This window comes from Methylovirgula sp. 4M-Z18 (assembly GCF_037890675.1).
GTDB lineage: Bacteria > Pseudomonadota > Alphaproteobacteria > Rhizobiales > Beijerinckiaceae > 4M-Z18.
The window spans coordinates 39,636-63,969 of record NZ_CP149574.1 but is presented as its reverse complement, the minus strand read 5'-3'; the positions used below and the strand labels follow the sequence as shown (position 1 = coordinate 63,969).

The following is a 24,334-nucleotide window of genomic DNA, read 5'->3' as shown; positions in this document are numbered from 1 at the left end:
TGCGAAACCATGCAGGCTCACTTGCGCGGCGCGGGCGCCGTCACGTCAGGAAACTGATTTCTCTTATTATCATTGAGTCTTTTCGTTGAATGGGGCCGCATCTCGATGTGGAATCGCGCCGCACATTTGCGCGGCACGATCGCCTCCCTTACGCCCGCGCGAGCTCCTCAGCGATCCCCGCCGCCACGATCAACCGCGACACGGTGAGCCTTGCGCCGGCCGCCTCGTTTATCGCCTGAACCTTCGCGTTGATCGCCTCGCCATGCAGGCCGGTCCAATATTGCACCTGCGCCGCACCGGGCACGACGCCTTGAGGCGCGGCGGCGATGATCTTGGCGGTGAGTGCGCGCCGGGCCACTTCGATCTGGCCGACGGCGTGATCGAGCGCCAGCCGGTCGTATTCGTCGGCGACTTGCGTGCCGCGGCTGGCGCTGATCAAGGTACCAAAACCGAACGCCTCGTCGGTCGCGAAGAATGTGGCCGCGACATCGCGCACGCTGGCGCTGCTCGCTTCGCTGACCAGCACGATGTCAGGCCCGCTCGCCAATCCTTCGAGCGCGGCGAGGCGTGCGCTCAACTCGGCCGGCACGCCTTGCTGCTGATGCGCCGTGGCGCTTGCCTGCATCGCCGCGCTCAGCGCCGGCGGGCTCACCTCGTGAATGCAGGCGGCCAATTGCTCGATCCCGGTGTGGAAGCGCGTCACGATGGCGAGCAGGCCGGCCGAGAAATCGACATTGCGCAGGAACCAGACGAGGCGCGAGAGCAAGAGCTCCTGCACGATGGCATAGAGGTCGAGCTGCATCGCACCGCCGATGCGCGTGTCGAGCGCATCGATCGCCGCCCAGAGCGGCGTCAGCGAGAAACTGTCGCGCACGGCGGCAAAGCTATGAGCGATCGCCCCGGCATCCGCGCCGGTCTCGTCGGTCATGCGGCTGATCACCGTCGGGCCGCCGCGATTGATGATCGCATTGGCGAGTTGCGTCGCGACGATCTCGCGGCGCAGCCGGTGGGATGCGATCGCATCGGGATAGAGCTGCGTCAACGCCTGCGGGAAATAATGGGTCAGCTCGGTCGCAAGATACGGATCGTCCGGCACGCTGCTCTCGAGCAGCTTGTCGTAGAGCGCGAGCTTGGCATAGGCGAGCAGCACGGCAAGTTCGGGCCGCGTGAGGCCCTGGCCGCTGCGCGCGCGCGTTTCGATCGCCGTATCGCCGGGCAGGAATTCGACGGCGCGGTCGAGCCGCCCTTCCTTTTCGAGCCTGTGCATCATGCGGCGCTGGAAGCCGGAATCGCCCGCGCCCAAACGCTGCGTCAGCGACAGCGCCAGCGTTTGCAGATAATTGTTGCGCAACACCAGAAGGCCGACCTCGTCGGTCAGCGACGCGAGGAAATCGACACGGCTTTGATCGTTGAGCCGGCCGTCGCGCACCGGGGTGGAGAGCGCGATCTTGATGTTCACCTCGACGTCCGACGTGTTCACCCCGGCCGAATTGTCGATTGCGTCCGTATTGAGCCGCACGCCGCGCGAGGCCGCCTCGATGCGGCCAAGCTGGGTCGCGCCCAGATTGGCGCCTTCGCCAATCACCTTGCAGCGCAGATCGGTGCCGGTGATGCGGATCGCGTCATTGGCGCGGTCGCCCGCGGCTTCATCGCTCTCGGACGATGCGCGAATATAGGTCCCGATGCCGCCGAACCACAGAAGGTCGACCGGCGCTTTCAGAATGGCGCTCATCACATCCTGCGGCGAGGCCTTGTCCTTGTCGATCTGCAGAATGCTCCGTACCTGCGGCGAGAGCGGGATCTCCTTCAGGCTGCGCGAGAAAATGCCGCCGCCCTCCGAAATGAGGCTCTTGTCGTAATCCTGCCAGCTCGAGCGCGGCAGGGCGAACATGCGCACGCGCTCGGCGTGGCTGCGGGCGGGATCGGGGTTGGGATCGAGAAAAATGTCGCGATGGTCGAAAGCGGCGACGAGCTTGATCGCCGGCGAGAGCAGCATGCCATTGCCGAACACGTCGCCCGACATGTCGCCGACACCCGCCACGGTGAAGGGCGTCGTCTGAATGTCGATATCCATCTCGCGGAAATGGCGCTTCACCGCCTCCCAGGCGCCGCGCGCGGTAATGCCCATTTTCTTGTGGTCATAGCCGATCGAGCCGCCGGACGCGAAGGCGTCACCAAGCCAATGGTGATGGTCGAGCGAAAGGCCATTGGCAATGTCCGAGAAGGTCGCCGTGCCCTTGTCGGCGGCGACGACGAGATAGGGATCGTCGCCATCGATGCGCACCGTGTTTTGCGGCGGCACGATATGCGGGCCATCGATATTGTCGGTGAGATCGAGCAGCGTGCCGACGAACAGCTTGTAGGCCGCAATGCCTTCGTTCATCCAGGCCTCGCGGTTGCTCGGCGGCGGCAGGAGTTTGGGCACGAAACCACCCTTGGAGCCGACCGGCACGATCACCGCATTCTTCACCTGCTGCGCTTTCACAAGTCCCAAAATTTCGGTGCGGAAATCCTGCGGCCGGTCCGACCAGCGCAGACCGCCGCGCGCGACCTTGCCGAAGCGCAAATGGATGCCTTCGACGCGCGGCGAGTAGACCGTGATCTCATAGAGCGGCCGCGGCAAAGGCATGCCGTCAACTTTCTGGCTCTCCAATTTGAAGGCGATCGCCGGACGCGGCTGACCGTTTTCGCCGACCTGGAAGAAATTGGTGCGGATCGCCGCCTGGATGAGGTTGAGGAAGCGGCGCAGAATGCGGTCCTCATCGAGGCTCGTGACGGCGGTGAGCAACGCCTCGATACCGGCGACGATCTTCGTCTCGTTGGCGCTGCGCTCGGCCGCATCGATATTCAGCCGCGGATCGAACCGCGCATAGACAAGGTCGACGAGCCTTTGTGCGACGCCGGCATGTTTGGTGAGCGTTTCCCACATATAGTCCTGCGAGAAGCGCACGCGGATCTGCCGCAGATAGCGCGACAACGTGCGCAGCAGCGCGATATCGCGCCAGCTCAAGCCCGCATGCAGCACGAGCGCGTTGTAGCCGTCGCTCTCGGCGTCGCCGCGGAAGACGGCGGCCAAAGCTGATTCGATTTTCGGGCCGGACTCCGCCACATCGATCTCGCCGCCCGCGCTCTTCTCCAGCAGCATGTCGTGCAGCCAGACATTCGGCTCGTTGGCCGCGATCTCATAGGTCTGCTCGCTGACGACGCGGAAGCCCATATGTTCGAGCAGCGGCACGCGTTCCGACAAAGGCATCGGCCGGCCGTGCGAAAAGACTTTCAGGCTGGCGCGCGTCAGGTCGGCGCCCGCGGGGCGGTGCATCACCACGGTGCGCGGTCGCGCCTCCGACAGGCGCTCGGCAATGGCGATGTCGCTCATCGCTTCGGTCGCGGTGAAGGCTTCCATATAGGCGGCGGAAAAGGCGCTGCCGTATTTCTTGGCCAGAACCCGGCCGTTGTCGCCCTGCGCGCCTGCGAGCACATCGGCCAAGGCATCGGCCCAGGTGGTGATGATCTCGGAGACGGCCTTTTCCAATTCCTCCTGCGGCACAACGGGCGTCACGCCTTCGTCGCGTCCCACGATATAGTGGGTACGCACCAGCGGCCCTTCGGGGTAATAGGGATAAAGCGCCGACAGGCGGCCGTTGAACACTTTGACGAGATAGTCGGCGACCCGCAGGCGCACACGCGTATCGTAACGGTCGCGCGGGATGAAGACGAGGACCGACACGAAGCGGTCGAAGCGGTCGGATCGCGCGAGCACGCGCACCCGCGGCCGCTCCGTGAGCCCCGCGATCTGGCTGCCGAAATCCAGCAGCGTCGGCACGTCGATCTGGAACAATTCGTCGCGCGGATAGGATTCGAGGACGGTGGTGAGCATCTTGCCCGAATGGCTCGCCGGATCGAGATGGGCGGCGCTCAACACGCGCGATACCTTGTGCCGCACATAGGGAATGACCTGCACCGAGCCCATATAGGCGGCCGAGGTGAAGAGGCCGACGAGGCGCAATTCGCCCTCGAGACTGCCGTCGGCGGAAAACATCTTGATGCCGATATAATCCATATGCACGGGGCGATGGACATGCGATTTGACATTGGCCTTGGTGATGATCAGCGCATGCGGCTCGCGCAGGAATTCCAGGACTTCCGGCGTCACGGTCACGAGTTCGCGGCCGCGGCGCAGCACGCGCACGTTCGGGTCACGCAAGGTGCCAAGGCCGGAGCCGGGAACGGCTTCGAGATTGAAGGAATCGCTGCCATCGGCGCTCGACTGCAGGCGATATTCGCACATGCCGAGGAAGGTGAAATTATCGGCCGCGAGCCATTCCAGGAAATGGGTCGCCTCCGCCACTTCGTCGCTCTGCAGCGGTGGCGGATTGGTCTTGTAATCGGCGATCGCCACGGCGATACGGGTGCGCATCGCGCGCCAGTCGCCGACCGAGAGACGCACGTCGGCATAGGTCTTGGCGAGGCCCCGCTCCAGGCTTTCGCGCTGCACCGCGCTGGCGATCCGGTCGACATGGACGTGAATGAGGCTCTCGCGCTTCATGGTCGCGGGGGCGGTGCTGGCATCGCCGATCATATGGACGAGCGCCCCGCTCGCATCGCGCTCGACAGCGAAGATCGGATGGGCGACGAGGTGCAGTTCCAACCCTTGTTCGGAGATTTCCGCCAAGGTCGAGTCGAGCAGGAACGGCATATTGTCGTTGACGATTTCGATAACCGACACCGCATTCTTGCCGCTCGGCAGATCGCTGATGCGCCAATGCGGCTGGCCGGGGGTACGTGGCGCCGCAAGATGGGTGTAGGCGCTGTCGGCGAGAGCAGCCAGCGTTGTGGCGTCATATTGCGCCATGTCCTCTGGCGCCGAGCGGCCGAACAGAATTTCGAGGAAGCCCGCGGGCGCCCCCTTCACAAGATGAACAGCATCAGCGATCAGGGAGCTATGGGTGTCGTTCATGACGTCCTGTCCTCGGGGAGGAAAAAGAGAGCGCGGTTTGTCCGTCTTCTTGAAATTTGGCGGCAGGATGGGCTGCGCCGGGGGAGATCACAATACGCCTGTTACGGTAGACGGGCGACGCAATTTCAGAGACTTTAAGCAAAAATTTTGCGAATTTTGACGTCGGAACGGTGATAATTGCGAAAATCTTAGGCAAAAATGTCGGATTCGGGAGAAAACGGGGAGCCGGCGGGCGGGTGGCGAATTCGCCTGCCGGCTGTCGACTTTTCGGCTCCCGCGGAGTGCCGCAACGAGTTAGGTGCTACGCCACTGGTCATGGTCGACATGCGTCGTTTCGGCAGCGCGAGTCAGGAAGAGGTGTTCGAATGAGGTGCCTGCGCATCTATGCCACTCCGGACGGCGAGTCGCATTTTGACGAAGTCGAAATGCCGACGACGAAGATGTCGGTGCACCCGGACGCCACGCCGTTCGAGGTTTCGGCCGGTTATCCGGCGTCCCGCGTCCGCGTCACCCGTATCCCGGCGGGCATGCGCGAGGTTGCTTGGCATACGGTCCCAGAGCCAAATCTTGCGGTCAGGCTGGACGGTTCGGTCGAATACGAGACGAGCGACGGGGAGGTGCGCCATGTTCCGGCGGGGCGCTTCGTTTTGGTGGAAGACACGCACGGCAAGGGCCATCTCTCACGCCATTCCGCAGAGGCGCAAACCGTCATCTGGATAACATTGCCGAACGGCCTCGATTTGCCGCCCGCCTAGCCGGTCCGGGCACGCCGGCACACAAACACTTATCCAATTAGAAAACTATTGTTGACGGATGCCCGCCGCGCATCTATTGTTAGCTATATGGCTAACTATTCCCCTCATCTCGACAACGTGTTCGGCGCGCTCGCCGATCCGACGCGGCGCGCAATCATTGTGCGGCTCTCGCAAGGCGAGGCATCCGTGGGCGAACTTGCCCAGCCTTTCGGCATGGCGCTGCCGAGCCTGTTGAAACACGTCCGTGTGTTGGAAACCGGTGGCCTCGTCGAGTCGCAGAAGCATGGCCGCGTCCGCACATGCCGCCTGATGCCAGGCGCCATGAAGGGGGCCGAGAACTGGCTCGCCGAGCAGCGCGCCATCTGGGAAGCCCGCCTTGACCGGCTCGAGTCTTATGTCGCGACGCTTGAGAAGAAGCCGCCAAAGAGAAGGCGTCGCGACTGATGCGCCCAACCACACTGCATCCTCAAAAGCACAGGAAATCGCCATGACCTCAACTCCGGACGCCGCCCTCGCACACTGGGATATCGAGCGCGAAATCGTTCTCTCGCGTGTCATCAAGGCAAAGCGCGATGTCGTCTTTGCTGCCTGGACAGAAGCGGAGCATTTGCCGAACTGGTTCGGCCCGGCGGGGTTCAAGATCGAAACCAAGGAAATCGACATTCGCGTCGGCGGCTTGTGGCGCTTCGACATGCTCGCCCCAAACGGCCAGCGATATACGAATCGAATGCGCTTTCGGCGCATCGAGCCGCCGCGCCTGATCGAGATTGATCACGGTTCGGACATGGATGACGATCCAGCCCGTTTTCGGACCACGATTACGTTCGATGAGCAAAGCGACGGCAAGACCGTGATCACGCTGCGGCAACTGCATCCGACCAAAGCGCAGCGCGAGAGGACGATTGGCTTCGGCGCCGTCGAGTACGGCTACCAGACCTTGGACAAGTTGGCTCGGCATGTCGAGACAGCGACCGGCTGATGATTTCGAATGGAGCCCTGCAAGACGGGTGTGATCAGCGCCACGATGTCCGGTTCCGAAAGCGCTGGCCATATCTCTTGCGGGTCATGGGCTGCCGGTACTATTCGACCACCGCTTCCTCGCGGGTTGCGAGAGGCGCCGCCCGGCGCGGGCCAAGCCCGTTCGCGAGGACAGCCGCCGCGATGTAGCAGGCTGCGATTGCCAGCAGAGTCGTCGCGAAGGCGCGGATGATATGGGCCGAATCCGCATGTGGGCCGGACAAAGTGAAGAACAACCCGCCCAGCACCGCGACACTCATGGCCAGGCTCACCTGCAAGGTCGAGTTGACCATGCCGCCGACCAATCCCGCCCGGTGCGGCGCGACCCGTTCGACGATGGCCCGCACCATCGTCGGCAAGGCAACGCCCTGGCCCAGACCGATGATCGGCAACGGGGGAACGATCCACGGCCAGACGGAAAGCGTCCCTGCTGCCGCATGTCCGACCGCCAACGACAACAGGACGAGGCCCGTGGCGATTAGGGTGAAGCTGACGGAGGGCGCCGATGCGCCGAACCAGCGGCCAAATTGCTGGCTTAAGGCCGAGCCTGTCAGAAACCCGGCCGAGAAAGGCAGAATCGCGAGGCCTGCCTGCAATGCAGTCAAATTCAGCGCGGTCTGCAGATAGATCGAGTAGGTCAGGAAAAAGGCCGCCATGGCATAGAGCCCCATGAGCGCGGCAAGACCGCGCTTCAGCCCTTTCGTCTCGAAGATTTCAAAGGCCACGAGCGGATCGCCGCCGGTTGCGGCGAGGCGCAATTCATAGCGGCGGAACGCCTCGGCGAGAAGAGGCGTCGCGGCCAACAGGGCCAGCGACCACCACGGCCAGCCCTGTTCGCGGCCGATCACCAAGGGAACGATGAATGAGGCCAAGGCCGCCGCGGAGAGGACGATCCCGCCGAAATCGAGGCGCGGACGCTTCTCGCCGCGGGTTTGGCGCAGCAACGGCACGGCCAGAGCAAAAGCGACGATGGCGATCGGCAAGTTGATCAGGAAAATGAGCCGCCAGCCGAACCCATGCCAATCGGCGGCCACCAGCGCGCCGCCCAGCAACTGCCCGACGATTGAGGAAAGCCCAATCACGACGATACTATAGATGCTCAGCGCGCGGGCGCGCTCGTGCGGTGGGAACAGAGCATGGATCGACGCCAGCGCCTGCGGCATCATCACGGCTGCGGCCAGTCCCTGCAGCAGCCGCGCCGCGATCAACGCGGCCGGCGACCAGGCAAGGCCGCAAAAGGCCGAGGCCGCGGCAAAGCCGGCAAGGCCGACGAGAAAAACGGTCTTGCGACCGAAAATGTCGCCCAGACGCCCGCCGGTGATGAGGAAAACCGCGTAAACCACAGCATAACCGGAGATGACCAGTTGCACCTCGGCGGCGGACGCCGCGAGCCCGGACGTGATCGCCGGCATCGCGACATTGACGATGAAGAAATCGAGCGGCGCGAGAAAGGCGCCGGTCAAAAGAATCGCGAGAGCCGCCCAACGGTTGGGGTCGAGCGGCTCGGCACGATGATCCAGAAATGCTGCCTGCGACATCCTATGTCCTTTTTTTGCCGGGTGTCCGATTGATTGGAGATAAGAGCTTGTTCAGGGAGAAATATGTACGTCCGTATTCGTGATCATCTAGAGCAGCGCAGACCCTCGATCCATGGCGTTCCCCGAAATGTTTTCTTAAGCAGTAATCAGCGCAGAATGGTCTGGAATAGGATCCGCTCGAACCGGTCGAGCGGCGCGGCATTCTGCTGCGCCTTCGAGAGCAAAATAGCGCCCTGCAGCGAAGAAACCACGAAGCCGGCAATGTCCGCGCACTCAAAATCCGGGCGCAGGTCGCCGGCCGCCACCGCCTCGCGCAGGCATTGCGCGACCGACGCCTCGGTCTGGCCGAGCGCCTGAGCCACGCGTTGGCGGATCGTGTCGCTCACATCGCCGGATTCGGCGATGAAATTGCCGTAAAGACAGCCGTTGCGCATGTTGTCGCGGCCGAGCCTGGCCTTCACCGCGGCAACATAGGCCGCGATCCGCTGCAGGGGCCTGAGCGCCGCATTTTGCAAGGTCTCTTCGACGAACGGCCGGCGGCTGGCGAAATAATGGTCCAATATTTCAAGACCGAACGCCTCTTTCGACGTGAAATGATTGGTGAAGGAGCCTTGCGGGACGCCTGCCGCCTGCACGATATCGCGCACGCTCGCACCGTTGAAGCCGCGCGCATGCACCACTTGCAGGCCGGCGGCCAGGATTTTCTCGCGGTTGGAGAGCTTGGACATGCTCAATAATATGGCCGTCCATATTGGGATTCCAAGCGCCGAACCGGAAAAAGCGCAGATTGCGGCTTGACCGCTTGAACAACTTCCAGCATAAACATACCAACCAGTTGGTATTGTCATGATCCATTCGACCACCGAAACCCACACCAAACTGCTCGATGCGGCGCGCGACCTCATCGGGCGCAAGGGCGATGCCGTGGCGAGTGTCGGCAAGATCTGCGCCGGCATTGCCAAAGGCGGTTTCTTTCACCGCTTCGCCAGCAGGAAGCGGTGGGCCGTCGCGGCGGCGAAACATGTCAATGCGGGCGCCGTCTGCACACAGGAGCTGGACGATCATGTCACGACGCTGACGCAGGATCTTGCTATGGCAGAAACACAATATGCGCCGCACGCATTCCGGACAGCCGAGAGCATCGGATATTTCATGCAAAGCGTTCTGCAAGGCGCGTTCATTTCATTCGCCAAAGCGCAGCGCGATCCCGAAAGGGCCCGGAAAGGTTCGGCCCATTTGCGGCACTATCTCGAAATGTTGCTGCCGCTCAATCACGTTCAATCATGAGGAGAGGAAAATGACGGACGGCGTGAATCCCATTCCCAACGGCATGCATACGGTGACACCGCATCTCATGTGCGGCGATGCGCTCGACGCGATCGAATTCTACAAGACAGCCTTCGGCGCGAAAGAAGAATCGCGCCTGGTGCACAATGGTTTCCTCCTGCATGCGATGCTGCGGATCGGTGATTCCGCGATCATGATGAGCCAGGAAATGCCGGAGCGCGGCGGACGCGGCCCGAAGCTTTTGGGCGGCACGGCGTGCAATATCCATCTTTATGTCGAAGACGCCGATGCGCAAACGGCGCAGGCCGTCGCCGCAGGCGCCAAGGTGATCATGCCGGTCTCCGACATGTTCTGGGGCGATCGCTACGGCATCGTCGAAGATCCGTTCGGCCACCATTGGTCGATCGCCACCCATGTGCGCGACGTGACACCGGACGAGATGCAAAAGGCCGTGCAGCAGATGCAGGAGAGCGGCTGCGCCTGACAGAGCATCGCAATCACGGCAGAGCCGCGTCTTGCCTTTCTATTGACAAGGCCACGGCCGCCCTGTCTTTGTGTGCGCTCCGGCCACGTGAGACAGGCAGCATCATGCAAATCGGCATCGACAGTTTCGTTGCATCGATCTGGAACGACGCGACCAAGGCATGGGGCGACGGCGCCGACCGGGTGCGCGATTTATTGGACGAAATCGTGCTTGCCGACGAGGTCGGAATTGACGTGTTCGGCATCGGCGAACATCACCGTGAGGAATATGTCGCCTCGAGTCCGGCGACGCTTTTGGCTGCCGCGGCGGCACGCACGAGAAACATCCGCCTCACCAGCGCGGTCAGCGTTCTGAGCTCCGACGATCCGATCCGGCTGTTTCAGCAATTCGCCACGATCGATCTGATCTCGCGCGGCCGCGCCGAAATGATCGTCGGACGTGGCTCTTTCATCGAATCCTATCCGCTGTTCGGATACGACCTCAACCATTACGACCTCTTGTTCTCGGAAAAGCTCGACCTTCTGTTGAAGGTCCGCGCCGACACCCATGTCCATTGGTCGGGACGGCACCGTGCGCCGCTGACGGGCCAGGCGGTCTATCCGCGCCCGGTACAGAACCCGCTGCCGATTTTCATCGGCGTCGGCGGCACGCCGGACTCCTTCATTCGCGCCGGCCGGCTCGGCCTGCCATTGATCGTCGCCATCATCGGCGGCGAACCGCACCGGTTCCGCCCGCTGGTCGATCTTTACCGTCAGTCGGGCCTGGCCGCCGGTCATCCGCCCGAACAACTGACCGTCGGCGTCCACGCGCTCGGTTTCCTTGCCGTCAGCGATGATGCGGCGGCGGACTTGATGTGGCCTTCCTATGAAAAGGCGGTGGCCAAGATCGGCAAGGAGCGCGGCTGGGGTCCGGTGAGCCGCGCGCAATTCGACGCCACCCGCGGCCGCACGGGCGCGCTGCTTGTCGGCAGTCCGGAAACAATCGCCGATAAAATGCTATACATGAGCGAGGCGCTCGGCGGCCTGTCGGGCGTGACCATTCGCCTCGACGGCGGCCTATTGTCGCATCGCGATATGATGCGCGCCATCGAACTTTTGGGAACGCAGGTCGCACCCCGCGTCCGCAAGCAGTCCGCAGCCTAAATTCAGTCTCAAACGATAAAAAACGCGTCTCATAATTCGGAAACGCTTAAATTTCCGACCCAATGCCCAAACTTTGAGCATATGCCCGAGACTCTGGTAATTGCTCCGCGCCCGTGTATTTTGCGCTTGGGCCAAGACGACGGCCCATCATCCGTTACCAGGGGGCTGGATGAGGTCAAAAAATGCAATTCGCAAGGCGCAATTGCGCCGCCGCAGACGGCATTTTTTCACTTCACCCGGCCCAAACCGGATATACCCGGTTTGGGCATTTCTAAATGGTTCGACGTGAGCGCGCTCAGGTTGAACCGGGCATGGCCGATCACGTCCAAGCCCATTGGTGATGGATGGCAGGCCCTAACCCAACAGGACCCAAGATGAACGAGACCAACGTGACTGCGGCGACGGACGCCAAGAAGCCCGCGGATCCCCGCACCTCCACGACGTCCGCCACGGTGGCATCCCTCAAAGAGACCGTTCTCTCCAAACTGACCTATGAAGTCGGTAAAAACCCGGCGGTGGCGACCCATCGCGACTGGTTCATCGCGACAGCCTATGCGGTGCGCGACAGGATCCTGGAACGGTGGATGGCCTCGACCCAGGCAAGTTACGAGGCGAACCGCAAGCGCGTCTATTATCTGTCGCTGGAATTCCTCATCGGCCGGCTCCTCTCGGACGCCTTGATGAACCTCGGGCTGACCGAGGACATGCGCGCCGCCTTGGCCGAACTCAATGTCGATCTCGACGCGTTCCGCACCATGGAACCCGACGCGGCGCTCGGCAACGGCGGCCTCGGTCGCCTCGCTGCCTGCTTCATGGAAAGCATGGCGACCCTGTCGGTCGCGGCGCATGGCTACGGCATCCGTTACGATCACGGCCTGTTCCGCCAGACCATCAAGGACGGCTGGCAGCGCGAATATCCGGAAGATTGGTTGTCCTTCGGCAATCCATGGGAGTTCGAGCGGCCGGAAGTCGCCTACGACATCGGCTTCGGCGGCACCGTTGACGCCGTGCAGCAGGAAGATGGCACCATGCGCCATGTCTGGCGTCCCGGCGAAACGATCCAGGCGGTGGCCTACGATACGCCGATCGTCGGCTGGCGCGGCAAGCATGTGAACACGTTGCGCCTGTGGTCGGCGCGCGCGCAGGATCCGCTGCGGCTCGACGCGTTCAACCAGGGCGACTATGTCGGCGCCATGGCCGCGCGCATGCGCGCCGAGGCGATTTCGAAAGTGCTCTATCCGAGCGACGAAACGCCTGCCGGCCAAGAGCTTCGCCTGCGCCAGGAATATTTCTTCGCCTCGGCCTCGCTGCAGGATCTCATCCGCCGGCATGAGCGTCAGGACGGTGACATCAATACGCTGGCCGAGAAAGTCGCGATCCAGCTCAACGACACCCATCCGACCATCGCCGTCGCAGAACTGATGCGCGTTCTCGTCGACAAATACGAATTGTCGTGGGAGCATGCGTGGGCGATCACGCAGGAAGTCTTCAACTACACCAACCATACGCTCCTGCCCGAAGCGCTCGAGACCTGGCCGGTGCCGCTGATGGAGCGGCTGCTACCGCGCCACATGCAGATCATCTATCTCATCAATGGCTATCACCTCGACGGGCTGCGCGAGCTTGGCCATACCGATGCCGAGTTGCTCTCGACCGTCTCGCTGATCGACGAACACAATGGCCGGCGCGTGCGCATGGGCAATCTCGCCTTCCTGGCCGCGCGCCGGGTCAATGGCGTGTCGGCGTTGCATACGGATCTGATGCGCAAGACCGTGTTCCACGATTTCAACACGCTCTATCCGGAAAAGATCAACAACAAGACCAACGGTATCACTTTCCGCCGCTGGCTCTATGAAAGCAATCGGGGCCTGACGAAGATCCTGCGCGAGACGATCGGCGACCGCTTCCTCGACGACGCATCGCAATTGTCGGAATTCACCAAATATGCGGAAGATACAGCGCTGCATGACAAGCTCGTCGCCGCGCGCCGCGTCAACAAGAACAATCTCGCCAAGATCATCTGGGAGCGTCTCTCGATCAAGGTCGATCCGAACGCTTTGTTCGACGTACAGATCAAACGCGTCCACGAATACAAGCGGCAATTGCTCAACATTCTGGAGACGATCGCGCTCTATGACGCCATCCGCGCCCAGCCGACGGCCAATTGGGCGCCGCGTGTCAAGATCTTCGCCGGCAAAGCGGCGGCGAGCTACCATCAGGCGAAACTGATCATCAAGCTCATCAACGACGTGGCGCGCGTGGTCAATTCCGACCCGACGGTGCGTGGCCTACTCAAGGTCGTGTTCCTGCCGAACTACAATGTGAGCCTCGCGGAATCGATCATTCCCGCCGCCGATCTCTCGGAACAGATTTCGACTGCTGGTATGGAAGCAAGCGGCACCGGAAATATGAAATTCGCGCTCAACGGCGCGCTCACCATCGGCACGTTGGACGGCGCCAATGTGGAGATTTCGGAACGCGTCGGCATGGACAATATCTTCATCTTCGGCCTGCGCGCCGATGAGGTCGCCGAGCGCCGCAGCAAGGGCATCGACGCACAGGCAACGATCGCCGCATCGCATCTGCTGCCGGAAGTTCTGGAAGCGGTCGGCGGCGGCGTCTTCTCGCACGATCAGCCCGATCGGTTCCGCAGCCTCGTCGACGCTGTGACATATCACGACCATTTCATGGTCTGCGCCGACTTCGATTCCTATTATTCCATGCAGCGGGATGTTGACGCCCGCTGGCATAATCGTGCAGCTTGGTGGAAGTCGAGTATCCTGAACACGGCGAATATGGGCTGGTTCTCTTCCGACCGCTCCATTGCCGAATATGCGCAGGACATTTGGCGCGTACCGACAAAGCCCGTGGGATAGCGGGAAGGGGTTCGCAAATGGTGGGTAGGGCGCCGAGTGTACGGAATGCATATTCCCAGGTTCGGCCTCATGCCCGCCGATTGCGGAACGTTCTCGGGCTCGGCTTTCTCGTCGTTGTCGCCGCCTTTGCTCTGGCGCACCGCGCCTCTGCGGACGACAGGTCTGATAAGACTTATCTCGAACTTGCAGCATCGGCACGGCGCATTCCGGCGTCGGCCGACTGGACAGCTTTGCGCCAAGCCTATGTTAACAGCTCATATTTCGATCTCATCGGCGTCAAAACCGATACGATCCGCAAAGCTCTATGGGCGGCGCGGCAAAACAACGACTATGAAGGCGTCATTCGCGCGGCAGATACGATCCTAGCGGAGAATTACGTCGATCTCGAAGCTCATATCATGCGCTATGCCGCGCTGCGCGCACTCGGCCGCACAAGCGAACTGGCGCAAGATAAGATGGCGATCGATGGACTGATGGCGTCCATACAGAATGGCGAGGGAGGATCGCCGCAATCCGCCTGGAATGCGATTACCGTCCATGAGGAGTACGTGACACTTAGCCTCATGGGCTTCAAGGTTCAGAGTCAAAGCCTGATCAACGCCACCGGCCACGCCTATGACCGGTTCGACGTGATCGATAGAGATCAACGGCATATCGCGGTCTATTTTCTTGTCGATCAGATTCTCGCGGCGGAGAAGAAGGCTTTGAACCCGCCGAATTGATTGGCCTTGCCGCAAGGCCCTGCTTCGCAGGCGCTTGCGGTCCAGCATTTGAGCCGCTACCAATATTGTGGCGGGTGTCAATGAAACCAATGGGGTAGGAAATGGATCAGTCGGGCTGGACCGCATCGGATGAAGATGTCATCGCCATCGTCTCCGCCCGTCATGATGATCCGTTTTCCATACTTGGGCAGCATCAATATGGCGACACATTCGTCGTGCGCGCCTTCATTCCCCATGCCGCCCAAGTCGATGTACTCGACACCAAAGGCGCGTTGCTCGCCGCGCTGAACCAACGCCACCCGGACGGATTTTTCGAAGGCAAGATCCCCAAGGCCACGGAGCGCTTCGCCTATCGTTTGCGTGCATCCAATGTCGGCGGCGCGTGGGAGTTGCAAGACCCCTACGCCTTCGTCGGCGTGCTCGGCGCGATCGACGATTATCTCCTCGTCGAAGGCACCCATCACGAACTCTTCAACCGGCTCGGCGCCCATCCAATGACCCATGAGGGTGTCGAAGGCGTCTTGTTCTGCGTCTGGGCACCGCATGCGAAGCGCGTTTCGGTGGTCGGCGATTTCAATGCCTGGGACGGCCGCCGGCATCAGATGCGCAAGCGCGTCGATTCCGGCCTGTGGGAAATTTTCGCGCCCGGCCTCGGCGAAGGCGCGATCTACAAATACGAGATCGTCGGCCCCGACGACGTCGTGCTGCCGCTCAAGGCCGATCCGTTCGGCTTTGGCAGCGAGAACCGTCCGTCGACCGCCTCGGTCGTCGCCCGCACCGATAATTTCGTGTGGCACGACGAAAAGTTTCTCGAGGAGCGCAAGACGCGCGATGCACGCCGCGCGCCGATGGCGACCTACGAAGTGCATCTCGGCTCCTGGCGGCGCAATCCCGACGGCAGCTTCTTCACCTACGATCAGCTCGCCGATACGCTCGTCCCCTATGCCAAGGACATGGGCTTCACCCATCTCGAATTGATGCCGGTGAACGAACACCCGCTCGACGATTCCTGGGGCTATCAGCCGATCGGCCTGTTCGCGCCGACGCGCCGCTTCGGCGACCCTGCGGGGTTCGCGCGCTTTGTCGATAAGGCCCATCAAGCCGGCCTGAGCGTCATTCTCGATTGGGTGCCGGCGCATTTCCCGACTGACGTGCACGGCCTTGCCCATTTCGACGGCACGGCGCTCTATGAACATGCCGATCCGCGCCGCGGCTTCCATCCCGATTGGAATACGGCGATCTATGATTTCGGCCGCCGCGAAGTGGTGAACGTGCTCGCCGCCAACGCACTATATTGGTTCGAGCGCTTCCACATCGACGGCCTGCGCGTCGATGCGGTCGCCTCGATGCTCTATCTCGATTATTCGCGCAAAGAAGGCGAATGGCTACCCAATGCCAAGGGCGGCAACGAGAACGAGGAAGCGGTCGCCTTCCTGCGTCATGTCAATGCGCTGGTCTACGGGACATTTCCGGGCGGCGTGACCGTTGCCGAAGAATCGACCGCCTGGCCCGGCGTGTCGCAGCCCGCCTATGCCGGCGGCCTCGGCTTCGGCTTCAAATGGAACATGGGCTGGATGCACGACACGCTCGAATATATGTCGCTCGATCCGATCTACCGCCGCTGGCACCACAACAAGATGACCTTCGGGCTTCTCTACGCCTTTTCGGAAAACTTCGTCCTGCCGCTGTCGCATGACGAAGTCGTACACGGGAAGGGATCAATTCTCGGCAAGATGCCGGGCGACGGCTGGCAGAAATTCGCCAATGCCCGCGCCTATTACGGCTTCATGTGGGGCCATCCGGGCAAGAAACTCCTGTTCATGGGACAGGAATTCGGCCAGGGCCGCGAGTGGGATTTTCACAACGGCCTGGAATGGCACCAGCTCGATCATCCGCTGCATGCGGGCCTGCAGAAGCTGGTGCGCGATCTCAACGCGATCACCCGCGACTATCCGGCGCTTTACGCGCGCGATTGCGAAGCCGAAGGCTTCCGCTGGATCACCGCGGACGATGCGGATCAATCGGTCTTCGCCTGGCTGCGCTTGGGTGACGCAGAAGACCACCCCGTCGCAGTCATCGCGAATTTCACGCCGGTTCCACGCACCAATTACCGCGTTGGCCTGCCGAACTCCGGCCGCTGGCGCGAAATCTTGAATTCGGACGCCGAAAGCTATGGCGGCTCGAACATGGGCAATTTCGGCGCGGTGACGGCGCAGGACATATCGTCGCACGGGCTGCCTGCTTCGGCCGAGATCATCCTTCCCCCTCTTGCAATCGTCTTTCTGGCATTTGATCCTGAGACCTGATTGCAAAATCATTCAATTTCATCAACGATAACAAAATCTGGGAGACCTTTATGCCCATGCCACCGAAAGATTCCCCCAAACCCACTTCGTCCGGACCGCTGTCCCGTCATGCGATGGCTTATGTGCTTGCCGGCGGGCGTGGCAGCCGGTTGCTCGAACTCACCGACAGGCGGGCGAAACCTGCGGTGTTTTTCGGCGGCAAATCGCGCATCATCGATTTTGCATTGTCGAATGCCCTCAACTCCGGCATCCGCCGGATCGGCATCGCGACGCAATATAAGGCGCACAGCCTGATCCGGCATTTGCAGCGCGGCTGGAACTTCTTCCGCATCGAGCGCAACGAGAGCTTCGATGTTCTCCCGGCGAGCCAGCGCGTGTCCGAAACCGCTTGGTATGAAGGCACGGCGGACGCGGTCTATCAGAATATCGACATCATCGAATCCTACGCACCCACCCATATCGTGCTCCTCGCCGGCGATCACATCTACAAGATGGATTACGAGGCGATGCTGCAGCAGCACGTCAATTCGGGCGCCGACGTCACCATCGGCTGCCTCGAAGTGCCGATTGAAGACGCCAAGGGCTTTGGCGTCATGCATGTCGATGAGAACGACCGCATCCTTTCGTTCCTCGAAAAGCCTGCCAACCCGCCGCCGATGCCCGGACGCACCGACGTCTCCCTCGCCTCGATGGGTATTTATGTCTTCGAGACGAATTTCCTGTTCGAGCAATTGAAGCGCGACGCCGCCGAGCCCGGCTCGAGCCGCGACTTCGGCAAGGACATCATTCCTTATATCGTGAAACACGGCAAAGCGGTCGCGCATCATTTCGCGAAATCCTGCGTGCGCTCCTCCATCGAAGCGGCACCCTATTGGCGCGACGTCGGGACGGTGGATGCCTATTGGGAAGCCAATATCGATCTCACGGAAGTCATTCCGGATCTCAACCTTTATGACGAGAGCTGGCCGATCTGGACCTACGGCGAAATTACGCCGCCCGCCAAATTCGTGCATGACGTCGAAGGCCGGCGCGGTAGCGCCGTCACCTCGCTCATATCGGGTGGCTGCATCATATCGGGCGCGAGCCTGAAGCGCTCCTTGATGTTTACCGGCGTGCGCGTCAATTCCTTCTCGCATGTCGAGAACGCCGTGGTCCTGCCCTATGTCGAAGTCGGCAGGAATGTGCAGCTCAAAAATGCGGTGATCGACCGCGGCGTGAAAATTCCGGAGGGGCTCGTCGTGGGCGAAGATCCGGAACTCGACGCCAAGCGCTTCCGCCGCACCGAGAAAGGCATCTGCCTGATCACGCAGGCCATGATCGACAGGCTGCAGGCATGAGCGATTTGCGCGTCCTTTCGGTCGCCTCCGAAATCTATCCGCTGATCAAGACCGGCGGCCTGGCCGATGTCGCCGGCGCTCTGCCCTTGGCGCTCGCCAAGGAAGGCGTCGAGATGCGGTCGCTGGTGCCCGGATATCCGGCGGTGATCAAGGCGCTGCAAAAACCGAGCGTCGTGCATACTTATGGGCATATCTTCGGCGGTGCGGCGAAAGTTCTCGCCGGCACCGCCGCGGGGCTCGAGCTGTTCGTGCTCGACGCGCCACACCTGTTCGATCGGGCCGGCAATCCCTATTCCGGGCCCGACGGGCGCGATTGGCAGGACAATGCGTTTCGCTTCGCGGCGCTCGCGCGGGCGGCAGCCGATATCGGCCTCGGCGCGGTGGCGGCATTTGTGCCCGACGTGGTGCATGCGCATGATTGGCAGGCGGGCCTCGCGCCCGCCTATCTGCATTATGCGGATGGGCCGCGGCCCGGCACCGTAATCACGGTGCACAATCTCGCGTTCCAGGGCCAATTTCCGCCGCACCTGTTGGGGCAGATCGGCCTGCCGGCCCGGGCTTACGCCGTGGACGGCGTCGAATATTACAATACGATCGGCTATTTAAAGGCGGGCCTGCAGCTTGCCGACCGCGTCACCACCGTCTCCCCGACCTATGCGGTCGAAATTCGCGGCGCCGATGCCGGCATGGGACTCGACGGCTTGCTGCGCCAGCGCGCCGGCGTCCTGTCGGGCATTTTGAACGGCATCGACACGGATGTGTGGAATCCCGCGACCGACGCCGCGCTGCCGGCGTCTTTCGATGTCGCCAAAATTTCCGGCCGCGCCAAGAGCAAGGCGCTGCTGCAGGAACGCTTCGGCCTGGAGGTCAACCCCAACGCGCTGGTTTTCGGCGTCGTCAGCCGTCTGTCGCAACAGAAGGGGCTCGACCTGCTGCTCGCGACCTTGCCGACCCTGCTCGGCGAAGGCTGCCAGCTCGCCCTGCTGGGCGCGGGCGACAAGGGGCTCGAATACGGCTTCCACCACGCCACCGCGACCAATCCCGGCCGCATCGGCACCTATTTCGGCTATGACGAGACGGTGGCCCATCTCATCCAGGCTGGCTCCGACGCGATCCTCGTGCCCTCGCGCTTCGAACCGTGCGGCCTGACCCAGCTTTGCGCCTTGCGCTACGGCGCGATCCCCGTCGTCGCGCGCGTTGGCGGCCTCGCCGATACGGTGATCGACATGAACGAAATGGCCTTTAGCTCGGGGGTCGGCACCGGAGTGCAATTCGCGCCGCCGACGGTCGAGATGCTGGACGCCGCGATCCGCCGGACCGCCGCGCTGTGGCGCGATCAAACGGTGTGGAAAGGCATGCAGAGGCGCGCGATGAAAACGGACGTGTCCTGGACCAATCCGGCGCGCCAATATGCGAAGCTCTATCGGGATCTGATAGGTGCGCAAGGCTAAGAGCGACGCGGCGCGCATATTTCTACATGCGCGCGCAGAGGCAAAAGGAACTTCTCTAAGCACCCCGGTCAATCGGCTCTTTAAAAAGGATTTAAAAAGGATATTGCGCTGATCAAAATTGGCGCATGAGATATTGCGTCGAGCGTCAGATCGTCTACTTTTCAAGTGGCCACGGCGGAAAATCGCGATTTGAGCGTCGTCGGAAATCTACTACTTCAACGAGATGATGCTCAAATTGACCGCCGGATTTCCAGAACCCCTCGGCGTGACGCTGAATGACGACGGCGCCAATATCGCCGTCTTCTCCGCCCATGCCGAAGCCATCGAGTTTTGCCTGTTCGACGAAGCCGATCGCGAGGTGCAGCGCATCCGCCTCACCGAGCGCACTGGCGACGTCTTTCATGCGCATATCGCCGCCATTGAAGTCGGCCAGCGTTATGGACTACGCGCCTATGGCCCTTATGCGCCGCAGCAAGGCCATCGCTTCAACCCGAACAAGCTGCTGCTCGATCCTTACGCGCGGCAGATCGACCGGCCGTTCAAGCTGCATGACAGTATGTTCGGCTATCGCCGCAACGACCCCGCACTCGATCTGTCCTTCGACGCGACCGACAGCGCGCCGTTCATGCCGAAGGCGGTGGTGGGCGAGGCGTCGCAGGCCGCGAGATCCTCTGACCCGCGTGCCGGATCTCGCGTCCCCTGGGGCAAAACGGTCCTCTATGAATTGCATGTGCGCGGTTTCACCAAGCGCCATCCGCAGGTCCCCGAAAAACTCCACGGCACATTCGCCGGCCTCGCCCATCCAGCGGCGATCGACCATCTCGTGCGCCTCGGCATCACCTCGGTCGAACTGATGCCGGCGATGGCCGGGCTTGATGAGCGGCATCTCGCCCCACTCGGCCTGGTCAATTACTGGAACTACAACCCCATCGGCTGGTGCGCTTTCGAGCCGAAATTGGCGCCGGGCGGATGGGCGGAAATCCGCAGCACGGTCGCGGCGCTGCAGGCGGCCGGAATCGAAGTGCTGCTCGACGTGGTGCTGAACCACAGCGCCGAAGGGGACGCGCTCGGCCCGACCGTCTCGCTGCGCGGGCTCGACAATGCGAGCTATTACCGCCTGCGGCCCGACGACCCGCGCCATTACATCGACGATGCCGGCTGCGGCAATATTCTTGCCTGCGACCGGCCGCAGGTCGTGCGCCTCGCCATGGACGCCCTGCGGACCTGGGCGCAGAACGCCGGCCTCGACGGGTTCCGCTTCGATCTGATGACGACGCTCGGGCGCGGCGACAACGGTTTCGACTCTGCCGCGCCCTTATTGACGGCCATCGCGCAAGACCCAATTTTACGCGACTTGAAAATCATCGCCGAGCCTTGGGACATCGGCCCAGGCGGGTATCAAACCGGATATTTCAACGCCAATTGGGGCGAGTGGAACGACAAGTACCGCGATTGTATCCGCCGCTTCTGGCGCGGCGATCCCTACCTGCTCGGCGATCTCGCGACGCGCGTCGCCGGCTCGGAGGATCTTTTTGGGCGGAAACGCCGGCCGTCGCGCAGCGTCAATTTCATCACCGCCCACGATGGCCTCACCCTGGCCGATCTCACGAGCTACGCGGGCAAGCACAATCTCGCCAATGGCGAGAACAATCGCGACGGCACGGATGCCAACAATTCCTGGAACCATGGCATTGAAGGGCCGAGCGAGGAGACGGCGATCCGGGCGGCGCGGCTGCAGGATCAGCGCAACCTGCTCGCGACGCTCCTCTTCTCGCGCGGCACGCCGATGCTGTCGATGGGCAGCGAATGCGGGCAGTCGCAGAACGGCAACAACAATGCCTATGCGCAGGACAACGAGATATCGTGGCTCGACTGGGACAAAGCGGACGCCGGACTGGCGGCGTTTTGCGCCAAGCTCATCGCGCTGCGGCAGAGCCACGCCGCCCTATGCAGCGACCATTTCCTCACCGGCGCTCCGGGGGAAGAGTCCTGGCTTCCCGACGTGGCCTGGTATGCGCCCGACGGCCAGGCGCTGCGCGATGCCGCCTGGCACGATCCCAATCTGAACACGCTGATCGCCAGCCTCGCCGCGCCGGATCAGGCGCCCCAATCGCTCGATCGCGTCGTCGTGGTACTCCACGCAGGGGCGCAAAGCATCGATATCACCTTGCCGGAGACGCGGGCGCATTATGCCTGGCGCAGAGCTGTCGACACGGCCGCGCCCGATGCAAGCGAGATGCCCTGGATTGCGGCCACAGCGCAAACGACTGTCGCGCCGCGCAGTGTCGTCCTCTTCGTCGAGGAGATCGGTGCGACACAGCTCGCGCGGCCGCAAGGCGTTGCCTCCGATCTGCTCGACACACTCGCGCGCGGCGCTGGCATCGCATCGGATTGGTGGGATGTCGGCGGTACCAATCACCGGGTGCCGGACGCGACAAAGCAGGCTCTGCTCGCGGGGATGGGGCTTGACGCCGCAACCAATACGCAGGCCCGCGAAAGCCTCGCTTATTTGAGCGAAAGGCGCGACCGACGCATCTTGCCGGAGGCTGCGGTCGGCCAGGCGGACACGCCCGTCACCATCCGCCTAACGCTGCCGCGCAACGTGCCGCTGCCGAACGGCAATCTGATCGTGCAGAGCGAGAGCAGCGAAGAGATCGTCGTGCCGCTCGCCGCGACGCGGCCGACTTTACGCGACTGGCGCGCCGCCGACGACCGCATCAGCACCGCCTATCTCTTGACGCTTCCGCCTCTGCCGCAAGGGCGCGCGCGTGTCTGGCTGGAGAGCCAGCCGAATGACATCTGTCGTCTCACCGTGGCGCCGCGTGGCTGCTATCTGCCCGATGAGTTGCGGCAAGGCGCCAAGCGCTTCGGCGTCGCGGCCCATCTTTACGCCTTGCGTGGCCGCAGCGACCAGGGCATCGGCGATTTCTCGACGTTGCGCGATTTTGCCCATGCCTCGGCGGCGCAGGGCGCGGCGCTGGTGGGCCTGAACCCCATGCACGCCTTGTTCGAAACGGACCGCGAGCGGGCGAGCCCCTACCATCCCTCGGACCGGCGATTCCTCGATCCGATTTATATCGATGTCACAGCCGGTTCCGTCATCGGACATGCCCCCGCCGCAAAAGCGCTTCTCGATAGCAACGCGCGAGCGATCGAGGCGCTCACAGCGCGCCGCATGATCGATTATCCCGCCGTGTGGAACGTGAAGCGCGCGATCCTCGAAGCGAGTTTTGCCGCATTCTCGGCCGGTGCGGCTCCCGATCTCGCGCAAGCCTTCGCCGCATTCGTCCGTCAAGGCGGTCCGGCGCTCGAAAATTTCGCGCGATTTGCCACGATCGCAGAAACGCGGCAAGGCGAGGCGTGGTCGGAATGGCCCGATGCGTTGCGTGCGCCACAAGGGGCAGATGTCGCATCCTTCTTGGCACAGAACGAGCAAGACTATCGGTTTCAGCTCTATCTCCAATTCCTGTGCGAACAGCAGTTTGCTGCTGCGGCACAGAACGATCTGGCGCTCGGCTTTTACCGCGACATTGCCGTAGGGGCAGCGCCGGATAGCGCTGAAGTCTGGGCCGGCGGCGCCTATTTCATGCGCGGCGTGTCGATCGGCGCGCCGCCCGATCCGTTCTCCGCCTCGGGACAAGTGTGGAACCTGCCGCCGCCCAATCCGCTGCGCATGGCGCAAGAGGGATTTGCCTCGTTCGCGGCGCTCATCGCCGCCAATATGCGGCATGCCGGCGCGCTGCGTATCGACCATGTCATGGGCCTCACGCGCCTGTTTCAGGTGCCGGACGGGGCGCAAGGCAAGGATGGCGCCTATGTCGCCTATCCGTTTGAAGAGATGCTGGCCGAGGTCGCGCTGGAGAGCGCAAAAGCCCGCTGCCTCGTGGTCGGCGAAGATCTCGGCACCGTTCCGGAAGGCTTCCGTGAGCGCCTCGCCGCCGCCGATATGTTGAGCTACAAAGTGCTGTTCTTCGAGCGCGACGGCATCGCGTTCAACCCGCCCGCGGCCTATCCCGACAAGGCGATCGCCTGCGTGTCGACCCATGATCTACCGACATTCAAAGGTTGGTGGCAGGGCGTCGATATTGCCGAGAACGAGACGCTCGGCAAGTTGAGCGAAGACAGCGTGCGCGCGCATATGGCGATGCGCGAAGCGGAAAAAGCGGCTCTGCAAGAGGCCTTGCGCGAAGACGGCTTAGACGACACGCCGAGCACCGACGCACCGATCACGCAAGTCCACGCCGCCGTTGCGCAAACGCCCTGCATGCTCGTCCTGGCGCAGGCCGACGACCTCGCCGGCGAAACCGACGGCATCAATCTACCCGGCACCGACCGCGAACGACCCAATTGGCGGCGGCGCGTGAGTGCGACAGTCGACGATTTGTTTGAGGGCACGGAGGCGAAAGCGATTATTGCGGCGATGCAGAAGGGCCGCGTGAATCTGTCCTCCGTGTGAAACGCT

15 protein-coding genes are annotated in these 24,334 nt (G+C 62.4%); 12 read left to right on the top strand and 3 right to left on the bottom strand.

Translation table 11 applies throughout. The features are described from left to right. Positions 1-148: 148 nt before the first annotated feature. The gene (locus tag V9T28_RS00255) at positions 149-4,957 is read right to left on the bottom strand and encodes an NAD-glutamate dehydrogenase (RefSeq protein WP_116402752.1); all 4,809 of its coding nucleotides are present in this window, start codon (positions 4,955-4,957) and stop codon (positions 149-151) included. A gap of 365 nt (positions 4,958-5,322) precedes the next feature. On the opposite strand from V9T28_RS00255, the gene V9T28_RS00250 reads away from it, so the two are divergent. The 3 genes from V9T28_RS00250 (at position 5,323) to V9T28_RS00240 (ending at position 6,691) form a co-directional block, all read left to right on the top strand. Continuing rightward, positions 5,323-5,712, top strand: coding sequence for a hypothetical protein (locus V9T28_RS00250; protein ID WP_116402751.1), 390 nt, complete (start codon positions 5,323-5,325; stop codon positions 5,710-5,712). Positions 5,713-5,799: 87 nt separating this feature from the next. Further along, positions 5,800-6,156, top strand: coding sequence for an ArsR/SmtB family transcription factor (locus V9T28_RS00245; RefSeq protein WP_116402750.1), 357 nt, complete (start codon positions 5,800-5,802; stop codon positions 6,154-6,156). A 43-nt stretch (positions 6,157-6,199) separates the two neighbouring features. Then, the gene (locus tag V9T28_RS00240) at positions 6,200-6,691 is read left to right on the top strand and encodes an SRPBCC family protein (protein WP_116402749.1); all 492 of its coding nucleotides are present in this window, start codon (positions 6,200-6,202) and stop codon (positions 6,689-6,691) included. Positions 6,692-6,791: 100 nt separating this feature from the next. On the opposite strand, the gene V9T28_RS00235 is transcribed toward V9T28_RS00240, so the two are convergent. Further along, entirely contained in the window at positions 6,792-8,267 is a 1,476-nt protein-coding gene (locus tag V9T28_RS00235) for an MFS transporter (RefSeq protein ID WP_116402748.1), read from the bottom strand. 146 nt (positions 8,268-8,413) lie between these two features. Then, positions 8,414-8,995 carry a TetR/AcrR family transcriptional regulator gene (locus V9T28_RS00230; protein WP_116402747.1) on the bottom strand — a complete coding sequence of 194 codons (582 nt, stop codon included), beginning with the start codon at positions 8,993-8,995 and terminating at the stop codon, positions 8,414-8,416. Positions 8,996-9,113: 118 nt separating this feature from the next. On the opposite strand from V9T28_RS00230, the gene V9T28_RS00225 reads away from it, so the two are divergent. The 9 genes from V9T28_RS00225 (at position 9,114) to glgX (ending at position 24,328) form a co-directional block, all read left to right on the top strand. After that, complete coding sequence (locus V9T28_RS00225) at positions 9,114-9,554, top strand: TetR/AcrR family transcriptional regulator (protein WP_116402746.1); 441 nt, start codon at positions 9,114-9,116, stop codon at positions 9,552-9,554. 10 nt (positions 9,555-9,564) lie between these two features. After that, positions 9,565-10,038, top strand: a complete 474-nt coding sequence (locus V9T28_RS00220; protein ID WP_116402745.1) for a VOC family protein — start codon at positions 9,565-9,567, stop codon at positions 10,036-10,038. 104 nt (positions 10,039-10,142) lie between these two features. Beyond that, entirely contained in the window at positions 10,143-11,180 is a 1,038-nt protein-coding gene (locus V9T28_RS00215) for an LLM class flavin-dependent oxidoreductase (RefSeq protein ID WP_116402744.1), read from the top strand. 374 nt (positions 11,181-11,554) lie between these two features. Next, the gene (locus V9T28_RS00210; RefSeq protein ID WP_116402743.1) at positions 11,555-14,056 is read left to right on the top strand and encodes a glycogen/starch/alpha-glucan phosphorylase; all 2,502 of its coding nucleotides are present in this window, start codon (positions 11,555-11,557) and stop codon (positions 14,054-14,056) included. Between the two features lie 80 nt (positions 14,057-14,136). Then, the gene (locus V9T28_RS00205) at positions 14,137-14,778 is read left to right on the top strand and encodes a DUF4919 domain-containing protein (RefSeq protein WP_158554910.1); all 642 of its coding nucleotides are present in this window, start codon (positions 14,137-14,139) and stop codon (positions 14,776-14,778) included. A 101-nt stretch (positions 14,779-14,879) separates the two neighbouring features. Beyond that, on the top strand, positions 14,880-17,084 hold the full coding sequence (gene glgB, locus V9T28_RS00200) for a 1,4-alpha-glucan branching protein GlgB (protein ID WP_116402741.1): 2,205 nt from the start codon (positions 14,880-14,882) through the stop codon (positions 17,082-17,084). A gap of 56 nt (positions 17,085-17,140) precedes the next feature. After that, positions 17,141-18,421: a glucose-1-phosphate adenylyltransferase gene (glgC, locus tag V9T28_RS00195; protein ID WP_116402765.1), complete on the top strand. Its 1,281-nt coding sequence runs from the start codon at positions 17,141-17,143 to the stop codon at positions 18,419-18,421. After that, positions 18,418-19,872 (top strand): glycogen synthase GlgA, encoded by a 1,455-nt coding sequence (gene glgA, locus V9T28_RS00190; protein ID WP_116402740.1) that lies wholly within the window; start codon positions 18,418-18,420, stop codon positions 19,870-19,872. The genes glgC and glgA overlap by 4 nt, the downstream gene beginning before the upstream one ends. Before the next feature lie 226 nt (positions 19,873-20,098). Then, the gene (gene glgX / locus V9T28_RS00185; protein WP_245424255.1) at positions 20,099-24,328 is read left to right on the top strand and encodes a glycogen debranching protein GlgX; all 4,230 of its coding nucleotides are present in this window, start codon (positions 20,099-20,101) and stop codon (positions 24,326-24,328) included. Positions 24,329-24,334: the final 6 nt, after the last annotated feature.